This is a genomic window from Chryseobacterium sp. FR048 (assembly GCF_056844665.1).
Map to the genome: position 1 here is coordinate 321,049 of NZ_JBXDSE010000006.1, position 19,875 is coordinate 340,923.

General features: G+C 35.0%; 20 protein-coding genes and 1 tRNA gene. 13 read left to right on the forward strand and 8 right to left on the reverse strand.

All coding sequences use genetic code 11. From position 1 onward, the window contains the following. Nucleotides 1-194: 194 nt before the first annotated feature. Both AC106K_RS18235 and AC106K_RS18240 read right to left on the reverse strand, forming a co-directional pair. The gene (locus tag AC106K_RS18235) at nucleotides 195-959 is read right to left on the reverse strand and encodes a hypothetical protein (protein WP_482446874.1); all 765 of its coding nucleotides are present in this window, start codon (nucleotides 957-959) and stop codon (nucleotides 195-197) included. A 501-nt stretch (nucleotides 960-1,460) separates the two neighbouring features. Then, nucleotides 1,461-2,243: a DUF5694 domain-containing protein gene (locus AC106K_RS18240; protein ID WP_482446875.1), complete on the reverse strand. Its 783-nt coding sequence runs from the start codon at nucleotides 2,241-2,243 to the stop codon at nucleotides 1,461-1,463. A 277-nt stretch (nucleotides 2,244-2,520) separates the two neighbouring features. Between AC106K_RS18240 and AC106K_RS18245 the strand changes: the two genes are divergently transcribed. Next, entirely contained in the window at nucleotides 2,521-3,147 is a 627-nt protein-coding gene (locus AC106K_RS18245; RefSeq protein ID WP_482446876.1) for a hypothetical protein, read from the forward strand. A 78-nt stretch (nucleotides 3,148-3,225) separates the two neighbouring features. Here AC106K_RS18245 and AC106K_RS18250 read toward each other — a convergent pair whose 3' ends face one another. From AC106K_RS18250 to mce, 5 genes are all read right to left on the reverse strand, one after another. Further along, nucleotides 3,226-3,579 carry a DUF4280 domain-containing protein gene (locus tag AC106K_RS18250; RefSeq protein ID WP_482446877.1) on the reverse strand — a complete coding sequence of 118 codons (354 nt, stop codon included), beginning with the start codon at nucleotides 3,577-3,579 and terminating at the stop codon, nucleotides 3,226-3,228. Between the two features lie 5 nt (nucleotides 3,580-3,584). Beyond that, entirely contained in the window at nucleotides 3,585-4,292 is a 708-nt protein-coding gene (locus tag AC106K_RS18255; protein ID WP_482446878.1) for a hypothetical protein, read from the reverse strand. Nucleotides 4,293-4,356: 64 nt separating this feature from the next. Further along, on the reverse strand, nucleotides 4,357-7,608 hold the full coding sequence (locus AC106K_RS18260) for a phage baseplate assembly protein V (RefSeq protein WP_482446879.1): 3,252 nt from the start codon (nucleotides 7,606-7,608) through the stop codon (nucleotides 4,357-4,359). A gap of 520 nt (nucleotides 7,609-8,128) precedes the next feature. Continuing rightward, nucleotides 8,129-8,202, reverse strand: a tRNA-Ile gene (locus tag AC106K_RS18265). Nucleotides 8,203-8,264: 62 nt separating this feature from the next. Further along, on the reverse strand, nucleotides 8,265-8,663 hold the full coding sequence (gene mce, locus AC106K_RS18270; protein WP_047095995.1) for a methylmalonyl-CoA epimerase: 399 nt from the start codon (nucleotides 8,661-8,663) through the stop codon (nucleotides 8,265-8,267). A gap of 95 nt (nucleotides 8,664-8,758) precedes the next feature. Here mce and rbfA point away from each other — a divergent pair, with 95 nt between their 5' ends. The 9 genes from rbfA (at nucleotide 8,759) to AC106K_RS18315 (ending at nucleotide 17,135) form a co-directional block, all read left to right on the forward strand. Then, a complete protein-coding gene (gene rbfA / locus AC106K_RS18275; protein ID WP_047096027.1) occupies nucleotides 8,759-9,118 on the forward strand; it encodes a 30S ribosome-binding factor RbfA in 360 nt (119 codons plus the stop codon). A 3-nt stretch (nucleotides 9,119-9,121) separates the two neighbouring features. Continuing rightward, a complete protein-coding gene (locus AC106K_RS18280) occupies nucleotides 9,122-10,327 on the forward strand; it encodes an ABC transporter permease (RefSeq protein WP_482446880.1) in 1,206 nt (401 codons plus the stop codon). 82 nt (nucleotides 10,328-10,409) lie between these two features. Continuing rightward, nucleotides 10,410-12,191: an endonuclease gene (locus tag AC106K_RS18285; protein ID WP_482446881.1), complete on the forward strand. Its 1,782-nt coding sequence runs from the start codon at nucleotides 10,410-10,412 to the stop codon at nucleotides 12,189-12,191. Nucleotides 12,192-12,254: 63 nt separating this feature from the next. Beyond that, nucleotides 12,255-12,992, forward strand: coding sequence for a shikimate dehydrogenase family protein (locus AC106K_RS18290; protein ID WP_482446882.1), 738 nt, complete (start codon nucleotides 12,255-12,257; stop codon nucleotides 12,990-12,992). Nucleotides 12,993-13,066: 74 nt separating this feature from the next. Next, complete coding sequence (locus AC106K_RS18295; RefSeq protein WP_482446883.1) at nucleotides 13,067-14,869, forward strand: DUF349 domain-containing protein; 1,803 nt, start codon at nucleotides 13,067-13,069, stop codon at nucleotides 14,867-14,869. A 63-nt stretch (nucleotides 14,870-14,932) separates the two neighbouring features. Next, a complete protein-coding gene (gene ribD, locus AC106K_RS18300; protein ID WP_482446884.1) occupies nucleotides 14,933-15,958 on the forward strand; it encodes a bifunctional diaminohydroxyphosphoribosylaminopyrimidine deaminase/5-amino-6-(5-phosphoribosylamino)uracil reductase RibD in 1,026 nt (341 codons plus the stop codon). Between the two features lie 62 nt (nucleotides 15,959-16,020). Then, nucleotides 16,021-16,185 (forward strand): bacteriocin-like protein, encoded by a 165-nt coding sequence (locus tag AC106K_RS18305; protein WP_185290417.1) that lies wholly within the window; start codon nucleotides 16,021-16,023, stop codon nucleotides 16,183-16,185. Between the two features lie 47 nt (nucleotides 16,186-16,232). Then, nucleotides 16,233-16,415, forward strand: coding sequence for a bacteriocin-like protein (locus AC106K_RS18310; protein WP_482446885.1), 183 nt, complete (start codon nucleotides 16,233-16,235; stop codon nucleotides 16,413-16,415). Nucleotides 16,416-16,529: 114 nt separating this feature from the next. After that, nucleotides 16,530-17,135 (forward strand): IMPACT family protein, encoded by a 606-nt coding sequence (locus AC106K_RS18315; protein ID WP_482446886.1) that lies wholly within the window; start codon nucleotides 16,530-16,532, stop codon nucleotides 17,133-17,135. Here AC106K_RS18315 and AC106K_RS18320 read toward each other — a convergent pair. Further along, a complete protein-coding gene (locus AC106K_RS18320) occupies nucleotides 17,132-17,842 on the reverse strand; it encodes a zinc metallopeptidase (RefSeq protein WP_047096003.1) in 711 nt (236 codons plus the stop codon). The two genes, AC106K_RS18315 and AC106K_RS18320, sit on opposite strands and share 4 nt — an antisense overlap. A 105-nt stretch (nucleotides 17,843-17,947) precedes the next feature. On the opposite strand from AC106K_RS18320, the gene AC106K_RS18325 reads away from it, so the two are divergent. The 3 genes from AC106K_RS18325 to AC106K_RS18335 all read left to right on the forward strand — a co-directional run bounded on the left by AC106K_RS18325 (nucleotide 17,948) and on the right by AC106K_RS18335 (nucleotide 19,861). Continuing rightward, nucleotides 17,948-19,081, forward strand: a complete 1,134-nt coding sequence (locus AC106K_RS18325) for a GNAT family N-acetyltransferase (protein ID WP_482446887.1) — start codon at nucleotides 17,948-17,950, stop codon at nucleotides 19,079-19,081. A 109-nt stretch (nucleotides 19,082-19,190) separates the two neighbouring features. Continuing rightward, the gene (locus AC106K_RS18330) at nucleotides 19,191-19,367 is read left to right on the forward strand and encodes a hypothetical protein (protein ID WP_482446888.1); all 177 of its coding nucleotides are present in this window, start codon (nucleotides 19,191-19,193) and stop codon (nucleotides 19,365-19,367) included. Between the two features lie 122 nt (nucleotides 19,368-19,489). Next, a complete protein-coding gene (locus AC106K_RS18335; RefSeq protein WP_047096005.1) occupies nucleotides 19,490-19,861 on the forward strand; it encodes an NADH-quinone oxidoreductase subunit A in 372 nt (123 codons plus the stop codon). Nucleotides 19,862-19,875 lie beyond the last annotated feature (14 nt).

The window sequence follows — 19,875 nt, forward strand, 5'->3', positions numbered from 1 at the left end:
GGTATATGAAGAAGAAGGCTGTTAACTGTGTTTTAATTATTCTTTATGAATTAAACATATGTTTAACATAATATTTTGACTGATTTCAAATCTCTGAAAAAAAAAAAATTAATCATTACGCCGACCTAATCTGTGCGTTAGTAAATCCTGCATTGGTCAGCTTTAAAATCTCACAAATTTTAATTATATCAGCATTAAGAACTGAGATCAAATTCAAATCCTGTTTTATCTTTATAATTCTTAGAAACAAAAAAGCGTATCGTCTCTTTATCTTTTTCAGGAAAACGACCCACTTCTAATGTATTGGCTTTCACCAATCCGACTTTATACTTTTTAGAATTCTGATTATAAAATATAAAAACAAAATCCTGTTTAAATTTTGATTTTTTTATATCGAAATTCCATAGCTCATTAGATTCAGATATTTTTGAAAAAGTAAGTTGGGATGTTTTTAAATTGAGTTTCGCGGCAACTTCATTTTTTATTTTACCCATCAGCCTAGATGCAATAATTTCTTCAATAGCTTCATTTTCATTTTCCTCCAAATTTGTCAATTCTTCTTCGGTATAAGAATCCTCATCTATCGGTAACACGATTGGATATTCTTTTGCAATCCCATGCTTATTGTCATAAGCCAGATGATGTTCCTTACACAAGGGAATAATCACTTCATTTATCGGCGTATGAGCTTCAATAAACCTGGTTTTGAAATCTTCAAGATCCACTTTATAACGATTGGTATCCTCTGGTAACTGATATTCTGATAAAATATCTGCAATCAGAACAGTTCTTTCTTTTCCCTTTATGTGAGCGGCTTCCAGATTGGTTCTCTTGTTACAGCCATCATGTCTGCAGCTGGTATTCTTTTTTAATCTCCGTGATAGATTGCATACTATATTTCTGGTTAACGGACCAATGAAATCGGTAAATTCCCTGACAGTTCCTTCGAATATGGCCATAATTAATAGTTTTTTAATTTCTATAAAAATACAGAATCTAAGTTATCACGGCTTAATTATTTTTCTTTTGTTTGTGAGGTTAAATCATCAATGATTACTACTGTCATAACATTTATATACTTTTCATGATTTTAAAAGCCTTTTTTATTAATTCTATTCAATTTCTGAGACAAAAGCAGAGTATGCTTCGGAGAACGAATATTTTTTCAAGAAAATGGGGATTTTTAAAAGAGAGATTTCGTTAGATTAGCTTTAAAAACAAACCCATGAATAAACTAATACTTATTCTGTTACTGATAGTGGGATGGGGGGGAAAAATTCTTCCAAGCAACATTTTGAGTATTCCATATCTATCGGAGAACCTGCTTTCTTTCACTTTATGAAAAAAAATAAATTACAGAGAATTCTAAGAAATTAGTTATGGCTGTAAATAAAAAATCCGGAGGAAAGAAGCTAAAAATTCAGAAACTTTCCTACGGATTTTCTTTTCAGTGTAGAGATTTATTTCAAATAATCAAAAACATTTACCAGCTGATATTTTGGGCTTCGCTTCAAAAACTCACTGAAAAATGCAGCATGAGTTCCACCGGAAATAATAAGCACCTTATCATTTTCTGAAAGCGGAATCTGATTAAGATTAGAATACATTCTCAGGTTTCTTCTGTAATATTTAGCCGCTTCATCTGCTCCTTCAAAATTCTTAGCTGTGCTTACATAGGTCAAAATATCAGCATTACCAGCAATCAGATCCTGCAAAGTAGATTCTTTATTAAAGTCCATCAGTTTTTCTTTTACAGACATGCTTTCCTGCTTTTTAAACTTTTCCATAAGAGAAGGCATAAAGCGTTTATAGGTAACATTATCGACCTGGTTTTGCAGCTGCTCTCCAATTCTGTAATTGTAGTAACCTGTTTCCTGCTCATCAATCCCATATATTTTTTTCACATGAACTATTTTAGCGATCTGATAAGCCAGCAGACTTACTTCACCTTCATAAGACGTTTTATAATTCTTATCCTTTAAAAAATTCTGATAATCGTTCTGAATCTTCTCATTGTCTGCAGGAAGGAGCTCTACACAAATAACTGTTGGCTTAAATTCTGCCAGCAGTTTTGCAATTTCAAAAACTTCATTCTGGCTTTTCGCGCTCTTCGGATCAAAACTTACTTTCGCCGCATCCGATGTTTTTCCCATATGAAAGGTTGCAAAATTAAGCACTTCAATCTTTTGCGCTGAGAGCCACATACTCATCAGCATCCCACAAATAATACCTGTTCTTTTCATGATTTTAATTTACGGGCAAAAATAGGAAATGAAGGACATAAAATCATTTTTAATAAATGAAATTTTAAAGCATTCTTATCTCCTATCAACGCTTTTAGGGATATTTAATAATTCTGTACAATATGCTTTTCAGACTTGAAGAGAAATAATTCTTTTGTATAATCCTTTACACCTGCATTTTTACTGTTTTTATATATTTTCTTCAAAAAAATAAAGTACGCAAGAAGACTGCGTAATAATATTTTTACTTTGCTTCATAATCATATAATTAAAAAAAATGAAACCCATTGAAGCACATAATAATTTTCTCCCTGATCTTTATGATTTAGATAAATTCTGGGAACACGTTCACTATAAAGTTATTGATAAAGACTTTAATTTCATCACTTTGCTGAAAAAGAGTATTGGTGGACTTCTTTTCTTTAAAGGATTCCAATTTGAAGAAAATGATTTATTTGACTGGTATTTTGGAAGAGGTTTACTTCGTGATATAAATTTTACTGATTATTTTTTACTCTCAGAAACTGTTTTAAATGAATTTAGAACATGTAGTGTTTTTCCAGGTGAAATGATAGAAGTCGGTAAAGCTTCTCCTATTGATAAAAAGCCTGATTTCACTTATATTAATGGGCTCTGTCTTGATGGTTCTCTGGCTTCTTTTCTTTGCTATGGAGGTGCTTACCGATCAAAGTTTGAAAGTTCTGTCCTGGAAAGTAAAAGGCTTGCCCGTGAATTCTGTAAAGAACTTTTTGACGAAGAGTATGATCAGCAATCTTTGTTGTGTTGGAGTTCCAATACAGCCTGGAACAGCTGGTTCATAGATTTTATTATGGACGAAACCTTTCTGATCTTATGTAAGAAAACAAGAACCTTATGGATATTGGCGCATACAGACCAGCCCTGAAAAAAAACAAAGAGGCTGTCTCAAAAGGTAAACTAATGCTCTTGTAAGCTACCCAATTTTGTTACCATTCTAAATGATTCATCGTAAATCATGTTCTTCTTTATGCCCTTTGTTTTCTATACTTATTTTTCCTCCTGTACTACACATACAAAATGAATCTTCTGTAAGGATTTTGTAGCTGTTAATAGCATCTTTTTCTGCTGTTTTCTGCCAAGCCGTTGGTGCAGGAATACATGGTAAATATCCACCTGAAGTAGGTTTTAATTTACATTGCCCAAAGGGTTTAATATTGATACTCGCCTGCTTATCCTGTTCAGTAGCAATATATTTTCCTTCAGCTTTAGAAAAATTCTGACTGGTAACACTTAGATTACTTGGTGTTGTTCCTTGGTTACAAGATAATTGGGCGGTATCGGTGATTTTTTGTGCCATAATGATTATTTTTTCTCATACAACACTTCCGCAGAATCATTATGTTTTCCATTTATTGAGGTAACTTTTAATACGTTCCCACTATTACCATCTATAACAATTATTATTCTTGCCCCAAATTTTCCCTCATATTTTCCTCTATAATTAATTAGATAAAGTTTTTGAGAACCTTCATCGTAATTCTTATCTATATGAGTATAATCTGAGAATAGATCAATTTCATGTTTTTTACAATAATCAATAATATCATCTGCCGTTATAGTATATCCTTTATCCATATCAGTTTTCTTGATAAGTTTTCCAGAATCATCATATTCATATTTGATTCCTACTGGCCCACCACCATTTCTAAAATTCACCCATTTTTTAAGTATAATACCTTTATCATTAAATTCCTTATATATGGAAAATATTGAATTTTTAGGAGTAGAATTAGTTATAAACCAACCTCCTCCTTCACCTGAACTTTCTTCAATTTGAGCGCCTTTATCTTCGTAAGTTTTCCCTAAACCATCTGGATTATTTTCATAGTATTTTTTTATGTTAAAATGTTCAATTTTATCATTAATGAGATTGGCATAATTATTTTTTTGATTCATTGTATTATGTTTTATTGAGGTTGGGGTTTGGGTTGCTTTTGTGTCTTCCTTTTTATCCTGAGAATTACAGGATGACATAAATAATGCAAAGCAGATGTACATAAGTTTTTTCACTGTTTAATAATTTTTTCAGTTCAATATTTTCATTATCTAATTTATAAAAATACGAGATAGTATTCTATTCTTTTTCTGACCTGCTTTGTAAGATTGCCCACTGCCAATGATAGGTACTGACAACAGGTAATCCTTGTAAATCAGAATAATCCATTATATTATCAGTAATAAATTGTTCAAAAGTGAACTTGGAATCATTATCAAAACTATGATATAGTCCCATGGAATGAAATACTTCATGAGCAACAGTACTATCATTAAATCCAGCTTTAAAAACAAGTATAGTTTTTGCAGCAGGATCATTCATGGTTCTACCGATTCCTGCTATGTGCGGGTTCTCTTCATTTATGAAATATACTTTGTAGATATTCTGATATTTTTTCTTTCCATATTGTTTATAAAGTTCATCATTTAGGTAGTCAGATAAATTATCTCCTATTGAATTTTCAATCCATTTATCACTTCCCCCCTGTGGGTCATTAATTATATTGGCTATCCTATTAAAATTTTTCTTTTTATTATGTTTTCTTTTAGTTTTTGGATCAGTATCAGAACTTACATCCAGCGATAGTGTTTTTTCAAAATAAGGGGTAATTAACGCTTGATTCATATATTTTTTCAATTCGTTTTCTCTGCCTTTCGGTTGTCCTGTTCTTTTTCCATTTCCTATATCAGTTGAAACTTGTATAAATACTACCTTTGCTTTAAATCTTTTTTTGTTTTGAGCAACCCTAAGTTTTCCCGCTAGTGATTTTTCTTCTGTTCCTTTAGAGTCCTTATAAGTAGCTATAACTTTAATAGGCTGTTCGCTTTTAAGTTCTTTTAAACAAGTTACTGTTATTTCGATTTCATGTTTACCAACCGTAAGAGGTAGAGGTTTATTAACTACGTTGAGCAATTTATCATCATACTCAAACTCTAATTTTTCAGGTTTTTTTTGAATATTTATGATAGTTCTTAAAGTAGCTGTAGTGTTACTATAGGTTGATGTTAATCTTGTTGGAACAATTTTTCCATTAGGTTGTTTAATGTTCTTAACGATGGTTTTAGGGTAAAGAGTTATCCAGGGTACACAATAGTTTACCATCACTTTTTTCCCTTTTTTGTTTTTAACACTATATGCATGCGGATTAAAATTGGACATTAAAGAGATAAAGTCATTTTTATCATTGATGAAAAAACTTACAGGTGGTTTACCATCTTCATTTTCATAAACCTGAAATAATGCTCCACTTGAATCTCTATATTTTCCGACTTCTTTTCCATAATAAACATCTCCAGGAATCTTTGTATCACCGACTCTTACCCAGTCAAAACCGTATCCTTTTCCTCCCCAATCATTTTTTGGTCTAAAACTTACGAGACATCTTTCATCCACATAAACAGGAACGTATTTATAGTTTTGAGGTTTGTTAGTTTGATTATTTCCCTGTTTACCATGCATATCTACAATTCCCTTACTGTTTACAATTGTATTTTGATCAGAATGCATAAACAGTTTTTGGGTTCCGGCTACGTTGGTTTCCTTTGCTTCAATTTTGATCTCATTTTCAGAATTAAATACAGCTTTACCTGCTTGTGTATGGAAAAATTCTGTTATATTTTGCAATAAGGTCGGAGAGTTAACCATCATTTTTTGAAAAATGTTGAGCATTGCATTATTCACAACATTGAATGTCATATTGTTTCCAATATTCATATCCAAATTATTTCCAGCCTCAAGTATGATATTGTTAGGAGCATTTATTCTAATATTCCCTTCACCATCTAAATAAATAAAGTTGGTACTTCCATCCTCTGTTCGTATACTTCCCTGTCCTTCAGTATCATTAAAAAGAATCTTATTTCCGCTACGTGTCTGTATGGATTTAAGATGATTATCAGCACCTCCGCCTAAACCCACTTTACCATGAAACATACCACCCATCGCAAAAGGAAAATCTGGATTATGATATTCAAAACCTACCATTACCTGATCTCCAATTTCTGGAATAGCGACAAAACCTCTGTTTTGACTTACTCCATCTGTTCCACCTGCATCAGGACTCATCATTCGGATAAAATGAGTAGTATCATTTAGTTGCCAGTCAAACCTCACTTGTATTCGTCCCTGATTTAATGGATCAACATTAGATATAACCGTTGCAACTTGAGGCTCGGCTTTCGGCATTACAAAATCAGGCTTAGGCATGAAGCCCGTTCCTTCAGCTATTGCTTGAAAACTTCCTGTATAGTACCCTCTTGCATCAACTTCATAATGTACTTCAGTTATCATCAAAGTCGTAAAATGTGAAGTTTGATTACTCTCTGGCTTTCTCATCGCTAAATCAGCAACACAACCAATATACAAAAATGGAACTGTTGTTTTCCCTGAAACCGTAAAAACTTCTACTGCTTTACTTCCTCTTGCGCTTCTTTGAGAATCATCTATATCAAGGAACATATTAGGATGTAAAGGAGCAGGGGTAAGCGAGCGAGTTTTAAATATATTGTCGTTACGCTCATAAGTTTCTGATGACAGCTCTCCTAAATGTTTAATACGATTATCAATACCAAGCATTTTTGCATGACTACTGCTATTATAGCCAAAGTATTCAGTTTTGGTATGTACTGCATTAAGTTCTATCTGTACATCACTAACGTTACTTCCGTTAATAAGGTTAATAGATGTTTCATGAAACGGTAATTTACCAAAATGAAGTACTTCTCCATCATAATAAAACTGCTCTCCATAAGCTTCTGCAATTCTGGTAAGATAATTATAATGAGTTTCACAATATTGTGAACTGTAATTAATGTAACTATTGTTTTGCGAATCTATTCTAATATCAAAATCATTGGTACCCAATGCCTCTTTAATTACTCTATCAGCAATAATGGAAGTATTTACAGGTTGATTGCCTCCAAAGCTTTGAGTATGCGGTGCTGAATCCATTAGAATGGTAGGACTATTTCCTTTCAATACTATATTTCCCAGACTCATTTCTTCCTGACTAAATGCCACTTTCATAATAACCCCCACAAATGTTCTCTCAGGACTTTCGTTTTCAGGATCTTTGTATTTGAAAGTTACCGTCAGTCGTTTTCCAAAAAATTGTTTAGCTTGTTCTAAGTTATGATTTTGTGTTTTACCTAAAGAATCGTGCGCTAAGGTAAGTTCAAAGTAGTGGTGGGTTTTAGCGCTTTGTTGTAATCGGAAGTGCTTAAAGTGGCTGATAGGTTTTCCATCAATCACAATGTCAAGCTTCACAACACGGTTAATACCTGCAATATGGTTCTCTGAAATCTTTTCAGAATTGGAAACATTCTTTCTCATTAATATTGTGTCACTTGTGTTTATATCATCAAATATAGATAAATAGATACTACCACATTTACAAATTTTGAAAAACTTCAAAAAGTGTAGTAAAACTACGATTCAAATGAAGCTTATTTATACTTGTAGCTATGTATTATTAAAGAAAGTTCACGTTTAAAAGAGAACTTTTCCCTAAATATAAAATTTCATTTAATTTATTCAAAAGATAGCTTATGATTGCTAAAATTCAATCTCCCTTTTGTAGGAATTGTTGAATAGCACACATTATTCTCCCTAAATTTTTTTGGTAGGGCTAAGTAAAAATATTTGATGAAAACTAGAAAGATAATAAAGATTAACGAAAATGAAAATTTTCTCAATCTCTTTAGGCAAAGGCAACACAGATATAAAATAGAACCACATTCTTGCGAAATCAATCCAGCAAGGCTTTTCCAAGGAAGTTTAAGCGTATATTTCAGCGTTGTGATTTTTGGAAATAAAAAAGCCCCATAAATAGGGGCTTGTCGAGTTTTTGTAGTGGTCCCACCTGGGCTCGAACCAGGGACCACCTGATTATGAGTCAGGTGCTCTAACCAACTGAGCTATAGGACCTCAAAACTTGGTTAAATTTTGTGTTTGCAAAAATAGTAAAATTTCTTTCACTACAAAATTTTTTATTGCTTTTCTTGGCAAAGTTCTACCAGCACACCGTTTGTAGACTTCGGATGTAAGAAGACAACTAATTTATTATCAGCACCTTCTTTCGGTTCTTCGGAGATAAATTGAAATCCTTCTTTTTTCAGTCTTTTCACTTCCTCCAGGATATTTTCAACGCCAAATGCCAAGTGATGGATGCCTTCGCCCTTTTTTTCTATGAATTTGGAGATCGGACTTTCAGGATTGCTGGCTTCCAAAAGTTCGATTTTACTTTCTCCGGTTTCATAGAAAGAAGTGACTACCCCTTCCCTTTCTACAGTTTCCTGTTTATAGGATTCTTTTCCTAATAATTTGGCAAAAAGTTCATCAGAAACACCCAAAGACTTTACCGCAATACCGATATGTTCTAGCTTCATATAATAGTAATAAGTATAATTAATTCGTAAATTTGATACTGGAGCAGAATTTTCAAAGTATCAATTCAAACAAAAGTACTAAATTTGCAGAAATTATGGAAAGTAACAGACAAAGAAAAGTAGCACAGATCATTCAGGAGGACTTCGCAGAACTTTTCCGCAAGCAGGCTGCTGACAGCAAACAAAGTATATTGGTATCCGTTTCTGATGTAAAGGTAACGGCAGATTTGGGTATTGCTAAAATTTATTTAAGCATCTTCCCTCAGGAACACCGTGCCGCTGTGATGAAGGAGATTGAAGAAAACAAACCTCAATACAGAAACTTTATCGGTCAGAAGATGGCAAAGCAGGTGCGCATTATTCCACAACTGAACTTTTACTTAGATACAGCGCTAGATGATGTGGAAAAACTGGAAAGAGAATTAAGAGGCGAAGGCGACAATCCTGTACTATAGATCTTGAAGAATATTGCATTTTACATAGCATCCAGATACCTTTTGGCAAAAAAAGGCAGTACTGCCGTTACGTTTATCACGTGGCTGGCGGTAGGTGCCATGACGGTTGCTGTGGCTGCAATGTTCGTTATTATCTCCGTTTTTTCAGGACTTGAGAATCTGAACAAAGACCTTATTTCCAATCTTCATGCAGATCTGACACTGAAAAGTGCTTCAGGAAAAACCATTAAGGATCTGGACAAGGTCACTACTGTTTTAAGCAATAATAAAGACATCAACAGTTTCTCCCGTGTTATTGAAGAAAAGGTATACGTAAGCTTCAACGGGAAAGGAGATATTGCCTATTTAAGAGGTGTTGATTCCGCATATACTAAGGTTAATCCAATCAACAAAGAAGTATTTTATGGAACTTACCCTAGTTTCAGATACTCCAATGAAGTCTTGATGGAAAATAGTCTGGACAACAGATTATCCGTTCCTATAGACTCTTCCAATCATTATGCAACGGTCTTTATGCCCAAGCCGGGGACAGGGATCATCAATAAGGAAGAAGATATTTATAATAAAAGGGATATTCTTGTAACAGGTGTTTTTCCTGGAAAGGACCAACTGGACAATTATATCATCTCCCCTATTGAACTTACAGAAGAATTGCTAAGCCTTCCTAAAAAATCGGCTTACCAGATCGTTATTAAATTAAAAAATCCGGAAAATGCAGATGCTGTAAAACAAAATCTGCTTACTTCCCTTGGAAAAAATATTGAAATCAAAACCAAAGAAGAAGAAAATGCTGCCTTCTGGAAAATGATCAATACAGAAAAATTATTTATTTATCTGATTTTTGCACTCGTGATCTTTATTACGACCTTTAATCTTGCGGGAGCGATTATTATCCTACAGCTTGACAAAAAGGAACAGGCAAAATCTCTTATCTCACTAGGCTTTCCTATAAGCCATCTGAGAATGACCTATTTCTACACCGGAATTCTCATTGTCGTTTCGGGAGTCATTACCGGTTTGATCTTTGGAACGGCTCTTTGCTATTTCCAGCTCTATACGGAATTCTTCAGAGCCAACGAAGCACTTCCTTTCCCTGTAAAAATTGTAGGGAAAAATTATCTCATTGTGGCCCTTACTGCCTCTATATTCGGAATTGCCATTTCCTGGTTCTTTTCAAAAATCAGCAAAGAGTATATTACTAAAAGTTAATATATTAAGTTTACACATTTAACGAAAAAAAACTTTTTCGGATTCATTTTTTTGTACCTTTACGCCCCAATTTTTTTTAAAAATGAAACGAATTCTATCTTTTTTTCTATTAGGTGTAGCGATCATCAGTGCTTCCGCACAAGCTCCCGCCAATTATTACAATGGTACAGCTGGTTTGACAGGTGCTGCATTGAAAACCAAATTAAGCCAAATCATCACTACCCCAACGGTTCTTGGATATTCTGGTTTATGGTCAGCTTATTACACTACAGACAGAGATACTTACTATGAAGGAGACAATACTGTTCTGGACATTTACACTGAAGTACCTAACGGCCCGGATCATTATACCTTTATCATGGGAACCAATCAATGTGGACAAAATGGTCCGGAAGGAACTTGTTACAATAGAGAACACATTGTTCCTCAAAGTTTGTTCGGTTCACAAAATCCTATGTATTCTGATGTTCATTTTATAAGACCTACTGACAGTAAAGTAAATGGAATGAGATCAAATTATCCGTTCGGAAAAGTAGGAACTGCAACTTATACTTCATCTAACGGTTCTAAACTTGGAGCAAGTGTATCACCCGGTTATTCATCTACAGTATTTGAACCTATTGATGAGTTTAAAGGAGATATAGCAAGAATGATTTTTTATTTTGTAACAAGATATGAAGATAAACTTTCTGGCTTCCAAACCGGAAACATGCTTGGTACCAATACGTTTCCAGGCCTTCAGACATGGGAAAGAGACCAACTGTTAGAATGGCATTTACAAGATCCTGTATCCCCTACTGAAGTGGCAAGAAATAATGCAAGTTACACCCTACAGGGAAACAGAAATCCATACATTGATCACCCGGAATATGTAAATCTTGTTTGGGGAAATTCTGTTCCTGATACAGAAGCTCCAACAGTTCCTACGAACCTAGTGGCCAACAGCCCTACTTCCAACTCTATTGCTGTAAGCTGGACGGCTTCTACTGACAATGTTGGTGTAGCATCTTATCTTGTTTATGCAAACGGAACTTTAAAAGCTACAGTGAACGGAACGACTACTTCAACGGTAGTAACAGGATTATCTCCCCTTACATCATATACTTTCTATGTAATTGCTAAAGATGCTGCCGGAAACGCTTCTCAACAAAGTACAACTGCTACAGAAACTACTCTTGACGGACCTACAGGAAGCGGAAGCTGTGGTACTGAAGACTTCAGCACCATGCAGGATGGTTCAAGCCAGGCGACTTCATATGCTACCAGAACATGGACTAATAATAATATTACATGGACAGCAACCCTTGCAAGAACTGATGAAACAATTAATGGTAAAGCAGTTTGTACCCAAAAAGGTACTTTAACAAGTTCTGTGATTGCAGGAGGAGTTCAGTCTTTAACATTAACAACGCAACGTAAATATGGAGGAAACAATGGAAACTTAAATGTTTATGTGAATGATGCTCTTGTAGGTACAATTCCATACAATACTTCAGTCACTACTACAACGATTAATCCTGGAGTAAGCGGAGATGTTGTCATTAAAATTGTAAATCCAAACACCGACAGAGTGGCAATGGATGACCTAAGCTGGACATGTGCAACATTGGGAACTTCTGAAGTAAAGAAAGACAAATCAGAGTTTACCATCTACCCTAACCCGGTAAGAAACAACGAATTGTTTGTAAAAGGAGAAAACCTTAGCAAAATTTCAAAAGCTGACATTTATGATCTTTCCGGAAAATTAATTGAAACGATCACTAATCCTTTCAAGCATTCAAATAAGATCAACCTTAAAGGGATAACAAAAGGAACTTATATTCTGAAAACAGATAATTTCTCTACTAAATTTATCGTAGATTAATTATTAAAAAATAATTCAAATGAAAGGCCGGATTTTTCCGGTCTTTTTTTTATTTTTGATCATATGGATTCCAAAAAAAAATTAGGGCTGATAGGACGAAATATTTCCTATTCTTTCTCTAAAAAATTCTTCGAAAACAAGTTTCAAAAGCTTATGCTTAAAGACTTTTCTTACGATATATTTGACCTGAGCGAAATTGATGAAGTAGAAAACCTATTTTCTTCTCCCGAACTTTTAGGATTCAACGTTACGATTCCTTATAAAGAAAAAATCATTAGCTATCTTGATGAATTGAGTGATGAAGCAGAAAAAATAGGGGCTGTAAACTGCGTACTAATCAAAGAAGGTAAAAAAACAGGATACAACACCGATGCCTTTGGTTTTGAACAGACGCTTCTTTTACACAAAAAACCATCACAGGACAAAGCCTTGATTTTAGGAAACGGAGGTGCTGCCAAAGCAGTAAAATATGTTCTGGATAAACATAATATCCCATCACAAACCATTTCCAGAAGCACTGAAATCAACTTTGAAAATCTTGGAAAAGAAACCGTTGAGGAGCACAGAATCATTATTCAATGTACCCCGGTAGGCACCTTCCCAAATGTGGATGACTGCCTGGACTTCCCATTTGATGCACTGTCTTCAGAACACCTCGTGATCGATTTGATATACAACCCCAACTATACCCGGTTTATCATCAACGCCTCTGAAAAAGGAGCAAAAACAGTAAACGGTTATTATATGCTTGAGCAGCAAGCAGAAAAAGCTTGGGAAATTTGGAATTTTCAAAAAAAATAACATAAATTAGTACTTTAATTGGCCTTACAGCTATATTTGAAGGATATTAACGCCACTCACATAAAAGATTTGCTATGATTACAGAAAACAATCTTTCTGAAAACGAAGAAAATAAAATTCCTAACGAAGGATCTCAGGAGACATCGGAAAACACAGTTTCTCATGATGCATCCCCGCATGAAGATGACGCAGAGCATGTAGAGGAGCATGAAGAAGTAGAAATCTCTCTCGCTGATGCTTTAAAGGAGATGGAAAAAATCATCAACACGCCCAACGCAGGTGAGAATTTTAAAAGATTCAGCCAGCTGAAGGAAAAAGCAAGTCATTACATCCATGATGAAGTGGAAGATAAAAAGCACGAGTATGTAGAAGCTGGAAATCCTGCTGAAAATTTCAGCTATGAACATCCTTCACAAGCAAAATACTCTGCCCTGGTTAATATTTTCAAGGAAAAACATGACAACTTCCAGAAAGGACAGGAAGAAGAACAGAAAAAGAATCTGGAGCACCGTCAAAGTATCATTGAAAGACTTAAACATCTTTACACCAATTCTGAACCGGGAACCAATCTATTCAAATCTATCCGTGAGATCAAGGAAGAATGGTCCAAAGCAGGACAGGTTGCCAAATCTGAATTTAAAATTCTTAACAATAATTATTTCCATCACCTGAATCAGTTCTACCAGATGCTAGATCTGAACAAAGAATTTTTGGAGCAGGAATACAGCCACAATCTGGAAAAAAGAGAACATATCATCGCCCGTGCCAAAGAACTGGAAAATGAGCCGGTGATTCAGAAAGCATTGAATGAGCTTCAATATCTTCACAAATTATGGAAAGAAGAAGCTGAGCCTGTAGCTGAAGAGTTCCGTGAAAAAACATGGGAAGAATTCAAAGAGATCTCCAATAAAATTCACGAAAGAAAATCTGAACTTTCTGCTTCTATTGAAAAAGAGCAGGCAGCCAATCTTGAAAAGAAAAACCAGATTATCGCAGAAATCAAGAAACTTTCTGAACCTTCAGAAACACCTAACCACAATTACTGGCAAAACGCTATCAAAAGAGTGGAAGATCTGCGCTCTGATTTTTTAAAAACAGGAAGTGTACCGAGAAAACTTTCCAACCAAAACTGGAATGATTTCAAAACTACCCTTAGAGGTTTCAATACAACGAAAAATAATTATTATAAATCATTAAAAGGTTCCCAGCAGGCTAACCTGGAAGAAAAATTAAAGCTTATCCAGACTGCTCAGGACAATATGAACAACGAAGAATGGGATATTTCCGTTCCGTTATTCAAAAAACTGCAGGAAGACTGGAAAAAAGTTGGACACGTTCCAAAGAGCATGACCAATAAAATATGGGATGACTTCCGTGATGCGTGTAACGCTTTCTTTAACAATTACAGAGAAAAAAGCAATACTTCTACCGACAACTGGAAAGAAAACTACAAGAATAAAAAAGCAATTCTTGACGAGTTGAAAATGGTTTCTAATGAAGAAGGAAGCATTGAGAAAATTGAAGCGATCAAAACCGCATGGAATAATATCGGAAAAGTTCCAAGAGATAAAATTTCTATCAATACTGAATTCAACAAGACTTTAAGAGAGAAATTAAAGATCAACAAGATCAATGAGCTCGAACTGAAAGAAGAAGGATTGTCTGAAAACCAGCTTACCGATAAAGCCAGAAAGATCAAAAACCAAATCTCTGATCTTGAAGCAGAAATCGTTAAACTTGAAAACAACCTTTCTTTCTTCAACAAACCATCAAGAGAAAATCCTCTATTGAGAGATACCTACAATACCATTGATGAAAAGAAAGCCCATTTGGAAACATTAAAGCAGAATCTCCACAGCATCATTAGCGGAGAATAATTCTTAAAACAATAAATAAAGGCGGAGCAAAGCAATTTGTCTTCGCTTTTTCTTTTTACAGATATGAACAACGACGAATTTTATATTAAAAGATGTATTGAGCTGGCTCAGAAAGCATTGGGAAAAACATACCCCAACCCTCTTGTTGGAAGCGTAATTGTACACAACGGAAAGATCATTGGCGAAGGATACCATCATAAGGCAGGAGAAAACCATGCAGAGATCAATGCCATCAATTCCGTTGAAAACAAAGAACTGATCCCGGAATCAACGATTTATGTTTCTCTGGAACCATGTGCCCATTATGGAAAAACACCTCCCTGTGCTTTAAAAATTAAAGAACTGGGATTCAAAAAAGTAGTAATTGGTGCGATGGATTCCCATGATAAGGTGAATGGAAAAGGAAAAAAGATCATTCAGGATGCCGGAATTGAAGCGGTTTCCGGAATTCTGGAAAAGGAATGCATTGAATTGAATAAAAGGTTTTTCACCTATCATGAGAAGAAAAGACCCTACATTATTCTGAAATGGGCAGAATCCGGAGACGGATTTTTAGATAAAGATTTTAAGCCTACTGCTATCTCCAATACATTGGTCAATCAGCGGGTACATCAGCTAAGGGCTGACGAACATGCCATTTTAGTAGGAACGCAAACTGCTTTACATGACAATCCCAGCTTAACTGTAAGAAATATAGAAGGAAGCAATCCTGTCAGAATACTCATTGATTTTGACCTTAAAGTTCCTGAACATTTCAAAATCTATAATGATGAAGCAAAAACTTTAGTGATCAATTCTACAAAAGAAGAAACTGAAGGACACCTCCGATTCATTAAGATTAAAAAAGAAAATTTCCTTCCTGAATTAATGGAAGCCTTATATAAAGAACAGATACAATCCGTGATTATTGAAGGAGGCAGATTCACATTACAGCAATTCATTGATGCCGGTCTTTGGGATGAAGCAATGGTTATAAAAAATGAGGGATTATTGCTGAAAAACGGAACAAAAGCACCCGATTTTAATCACACAGCTACAAAAACAGAAACTTACAGAGACAACTTCATTTCATATTTTGAATCAAAATAGTCTCTTTTTGTCACTTGTAAATGAAATAATATATCTACATTAGTAATTACAAAAAAATTACTATGAAAAATTTAAAGAAAATCTCCAGACCAAAATTAAAAGAAGTAAAAGGAGGAATTGCTCCGGAATGCTGTTCTTTTTATCCGTCATCACTACAGCACTGCTGTGCCACCCCTTCAAGCATGAGCTGTCCACCACCATGGGCAGACGGATCATTCCCATGCTAATATTTCTAAATTCACATTTGTTATTAACCCAATAAAAAAATTGAATTATGAAAAATTTGAAAAAAGTATCCAGAAGCGGATTAAGAACGATCCAGGGAGGTGTTTTCGTAACATGCACGTTACCAAACGGAGAACCTACCAGATGCAGAGACAAGTGTCCTCAGGATTTTTGCGGGCCTACAAGCTATATGTGTCTGATTCCAATGGACCTTTGTGGATCAGGAATCTAAGAATTTATTTAAAAAACAATACAAAGCCGTCAAATTTTGACGGCTTAATTTATGATCATGATGCAGATTAATAAAGCATTTAATACTTTTGCATAAATAAAGCCGGAATACAGAATGACGTTTGAGTACAAAACCATAGAAAAACCCATAGAAAACACTTTATTAAAAGAAAAAGGAAGCAAGTTTATCGGATTTGCTTATCCCGTGAATAATGAAAGTGAACTGAAAAATGCACTGGAAAAAGTAAGGGAAGAGCACCCTAAAGCTACTCACCACTGCTATGCTTTCAGAATGGGACTGAATGGGGAAAACTATCGTGCCAATGACGACGGAGAACCTTCAGGCAGTGCCGGCTTACCCATCTATAATCAATTATTAGCCAACGAAATTACCAATGTCTTGGTTATCTCGGTACGTTATTACGGAGGAACTAAGCTCGGCGTATCAGGTCTTGTAAAAGCCTACAAAGAATCTGCAAAGATTACATTGGAAGAAGCTAATATCATCACAAGAGAACTGGAAACTGAAATTGAGATCCAATTTAATTTTAATCAACAGAATACGATTTTTACCTTACTTTCAAAATTCGATGCCAAAGTACTGAATTTTGACGCCAACGAGAACTGCGTTCTAACCGCTTCTTTAAAGCTCGTACAAAAAGAAAACATCTCGGAAAAACTCTCCGAGATGCAATATGTTTCATTTGAATTTAAAGATTAATCTCTTCTGCTGCCAAGCAGTAAAGATGCCCAGTAAAGCAACTGTGCCAGAGAACCTAACGCAGCTACCACATAAGTTCTAGCCGCCCAGGTAAGACTGTCTTTTACTCCAACAAATTCTTCTGCTGTCACCGTTCCTGTATCTTTCAGCCATTTCATTGCTCTGTTACTTGCATCATACTCTACAGGCAGCGTTACAAAAGCAAAAAGTGTTGTTACCGCAAACATGGCTACCCCAATCGCCAGAACCGTTGTATTTCCATTCGGATTTTCAATACTTCTGGAAGCTGCCATGATAGCAATACCTGCTATAAGGACAAACTGCATCAGATTAGAACTTATATTAACAATAGGAACCAGTTTTGAACGTAAATTCAACATTGAATATCCTACTGCATGTTGTACGGCATGCCCGCATTCATGAGCTGCTACAGCCGCTGCTGCGGCATTTCTCTGCATGTAAACCCCTTCTGAAAGGTTTACTGTTTTATCAGCCGGATTATAGTGGTCCGTCAGCTGCCCGGGAACAGATATTACCTGAACATCATTAATCCCGTTATCTCTCAACATTTTTTCCGCCACTTCTTTTCCCGAAAGACCATTTCGGAGGTGTACATTGGAATAATATTCAAATTTCGATTTTAACCTTGATGAAACCCACCAGCTCACCAGCATCGAAACAATAATTATAATATAATAAACCGCCATTTTATATAGATTTTGTGTTCATTTTTCACCCATAATCATATAAAAACTGTGCCAAAGTATACGATTTTATTATTTATATTTGTCATCAAATTACTCTCAAATCCCATGTCAACAGTTTCAATAATTGAAGTAAAAACAGCCAGTCAGCTCAAGCAATTCGTAAAGTTTCCGATGGAACTGTACAAAAATAATCCGTACTACGTCCCATCCTTTATCAATGACGAAATCAACATTTGGAATGCTGATGAAAATCCTGCGCTGCAATATTCTGAAGCAAAACAGTATCTGGCCTATAAAAATGACAGTATTGTAGGGAGAATTGCCGTGCTTATCAACCATAAAGAAGAAAAAGAATTAGGCATCAAAAAAGTACGTTTCGGGTGGATAGATTTTATTGATGACGAAGAAGTTTCCAAAGCATTGGTTCAAAAGGCTATCGACTATGCCCGGGAGAAAAACATTGATAAAATAGAAGGGCCAATGGGCTTCACCAACCTAGACAAGGCAGGAATGCTGGTAAAAGGTTTTGATCAGCTGGCTACCATGATTGGGATATACAACCATTCTTACTACCCTCAACATCTTGAAAAACTGGGACTGGTAAAAGAAAAAGAATGGGTTGAATTCGAAATTATTTTCCCTGAAGTTTTACCGGATAAAATTCACAAATTCAATGAACTTATTTCTCAGAAATATAAACTGAGAGTTTTAAAATTTAATACCAAAGAAGAAATCATTCAGTATGTAGATCCTATGTTTGATCTTTTGGATGAAACCTATAAACACCTTTCCACTTACACGCCTATTTCCGACGAACAGCGTAAAACATACAAGGAGAAATACTTCAAACTTATTGATAAAGACTTTATTGTTTGTATTGTTGATGAGAACAATCACCTTATTTCCTTTGCCATTACAATGCCTTCTTATTCCAAAGCTTTACAAAAATCAGGAGGAAAACTACTTCCATTCGGTTGGTGGCATTTTTTAAAGGCAGGCAGAAAAAATGACAGAGCTAATTTTTATCTGATTGGTATTCATCCTGATTATCAAAGAAGAGGAGTAACTTCCATTATCTTCAAAGAGATTTGGAAAATATTCAGAAAAAAAGGAGTTAAATATCTGGAGACCAACCCGGAACTAGAAGAAAACAAAAGTATTCAGCTTTTATGGCAGGATTACAATCCGGTAAATCATAAAAGAAGAAGAACTTATTCGATGACGATAAATGAGCAATAATGAGTAATGAGCAACGAATGGAATTACACTCCTTCCCCCTACTCTAAAACACTCTCACACTCAAACCCTCTAACTCCGAAATCCTCCCACCCTCAAACACTTTCACCTCATGAAACCACAGCTTATTATTTTTGCTATTTTAATCGCAGGATTTATCGCTTACAATCTGTTTTTTCCTTCTCAGGATGATAAGACCAATACAGCAGTGAACATTGTTTATGCCAGTATTCTTTTTGGATATATTTCATTTATGGCCTATTCTCTCCTTAAAAAAATAAAGAAATAATTCGTTATTTTTATTGATTCTAAATTGTAAGTTTTCCCTATTTTCATCCGACTTTTAAGCTGATAAATTTCATGCTTTCTTGTTTATTCGCTAAATTTGCAAATTGAGATAATAATGCAAAAATGAATTTACCTGAAAGTTATATTCCAATCCTTATCCAGGCTGGTGTAGCAGTAGGATTTGTAGCGGTTTCTTTGCTTGGGGCACATTTCTTGGGGCCACAGCAGAAAAAAGGAGACTCTGTAAAAAACCAAAGCTGGGAATGTGGAGTTCCTGTAGAAGGAAATGCAAGAACACCGTTTTCTATCAAGTACTTCCTGACTGCGGTATTGTTCGTACTATTCGATATTGAAATCGTATTTTTTTATCCCTATGCGGTAAACTTCAGAGAATTCGGAATGGAAGGATTCCTGGCGGTACTTACTTTCGTAGCCATTTTCTTCATGGCATTCTTCTATGTCTGGAAACGTGGTGCGCTCGATTGGGATAAATAAAAGTAATTGATGAA

What these genes read in the sequence shown, in the direction of transcription:
- AC106K_RS18235 (WP_482446874.1), bottom strand. Translation starts at nt 959, where the DNA reads ATGGCCATATTCGAAGGAACTGTCAGGGAATTTACCGATTTCATTGGT.
- AC106K_RS18240 (WP_482446875.1), bottom strand. Translation starts at nt 2,243, where the DNA reads ATGAAAAGAACAGGTATTATTTGTGGGATGCTGATGAGTATGTGGCTC.
- AC106K_RS18245 (WP_482446876.1), top strand. Translation starts at nt 2,521, where the DNA reads ATGAAACCCATTGAAGCACATAATAATTTTCTCCCTGATCTTTATGAT.
- AC106K_RS18250 (WP_482446877.1), bottom strand. Translation starts at nt 3,579, where the DNA reads ATGGCACAAAAAATCACCGATACCGCCCAATTATCTTGTAACCAAGGA.
- AC106K_RS18260 (WP_482446879.1), bottom strand. Translation starts at nt 7,608, where the DNA reads ATGAGAAAGAATGTTTCCAATTCTGAAAAGATTTCAGAGAACCATATT.
- mce (WP_047095995.1), bottom strand. Translation starts at nt 8,663, where the DNA reads ATGAAGCTAGAACATATCGGTATTGCGGTAAAGTCTTTGGGTGTTTCT.
- rbfA (WP_047096027.1), top strand. Translation starts at nt 8,759, where the DNA reads ATGGAAAGTAACAGACAAAGAAAAGTAGCACAGATCATTCAGGAGGAC.
- AC106K_RS18285 (WP_482446881.1), top strand. Translation starts at nt 10,410, where the DNA reads ATGAAACGAATTCTATCTTTTTTTCTATTAGGTGTAGCGATCATCAGT.
- AC106K_RS18290 (WP_482446882.1), top strand. Translation starts at nt 12,255, where the DNA reads ATGGATTCCAAAAAAAAATTAGGGCTGATAGGACGAAATATTTCCTAT.
- AC106K_RS18295 (WP_482446883.1), top strand. Translation starts at nt 13,067, where the DNA reads ATGATTACAGAAAACAATCTTTCTGAAAACGAAGAAAATAAAATTCCT.
- ribD (WP_482446884.1), top strand. Translation starts at nt 14,933, where the DNA reads ATGAACAACGACGAATTTTATATTAAAAGATGTATTGAGCTGGCTCAG.
- AC106K_RS18305 (WP_185290417.1), top strand. Translation starts at nt 16,021, where the DNA reads ATGAAAAATTTAAAGAAAATCTCCAGACCAAAATTAAAAGAAGTAAAA.
- AC106K_RS18310 (WP_482446885.1), top strand. Translation starts at nt 16,233, where the DNA reads ATGAAAAATTTGAAAAAAGTATCCAGAAGCGGATTAAGAACGATCCAG.
- AC106K_RS18315 (WP_482446886.1), top strand. Translation starts at nt 16,530, where the DNA reads ATGACGTTTGAGTACAAAACCATAGAAAAACCCATAGAAAACACTTTA.
- AC106K_RS18320 (WP_047096003.1), bottom strand. Translation starts at nt 17,842, where the DNA reads ATGGCGGTTTATTATATTATAATTATTGTTTCGATGCTGGTGAGCTGG.
- AC106K_RS18325 (WP_482446887.1), top strand. Translation starts at nt 17,948, where the DNA reads ATGTCAACAGTTTCAATAATTGAAGTAAAAACAGCCAGTCAGCTCAAG.
- AC106K_RS18330 (WP_482446888.1), top strand. Translation starts at nt 19,191, where the DNA reads ATGAAACCACAGCTTATTATTTTTGCTATTTTAATCGCAGGATTTATC.
- AC106K_RS18335 (WP_047096005.1), top strand. Translation starts at nt 19,490, where the DNA reads ATGAATTTACCTGAAAGTTATATTCCAATCCTTATCCAGGCTGGTGTA.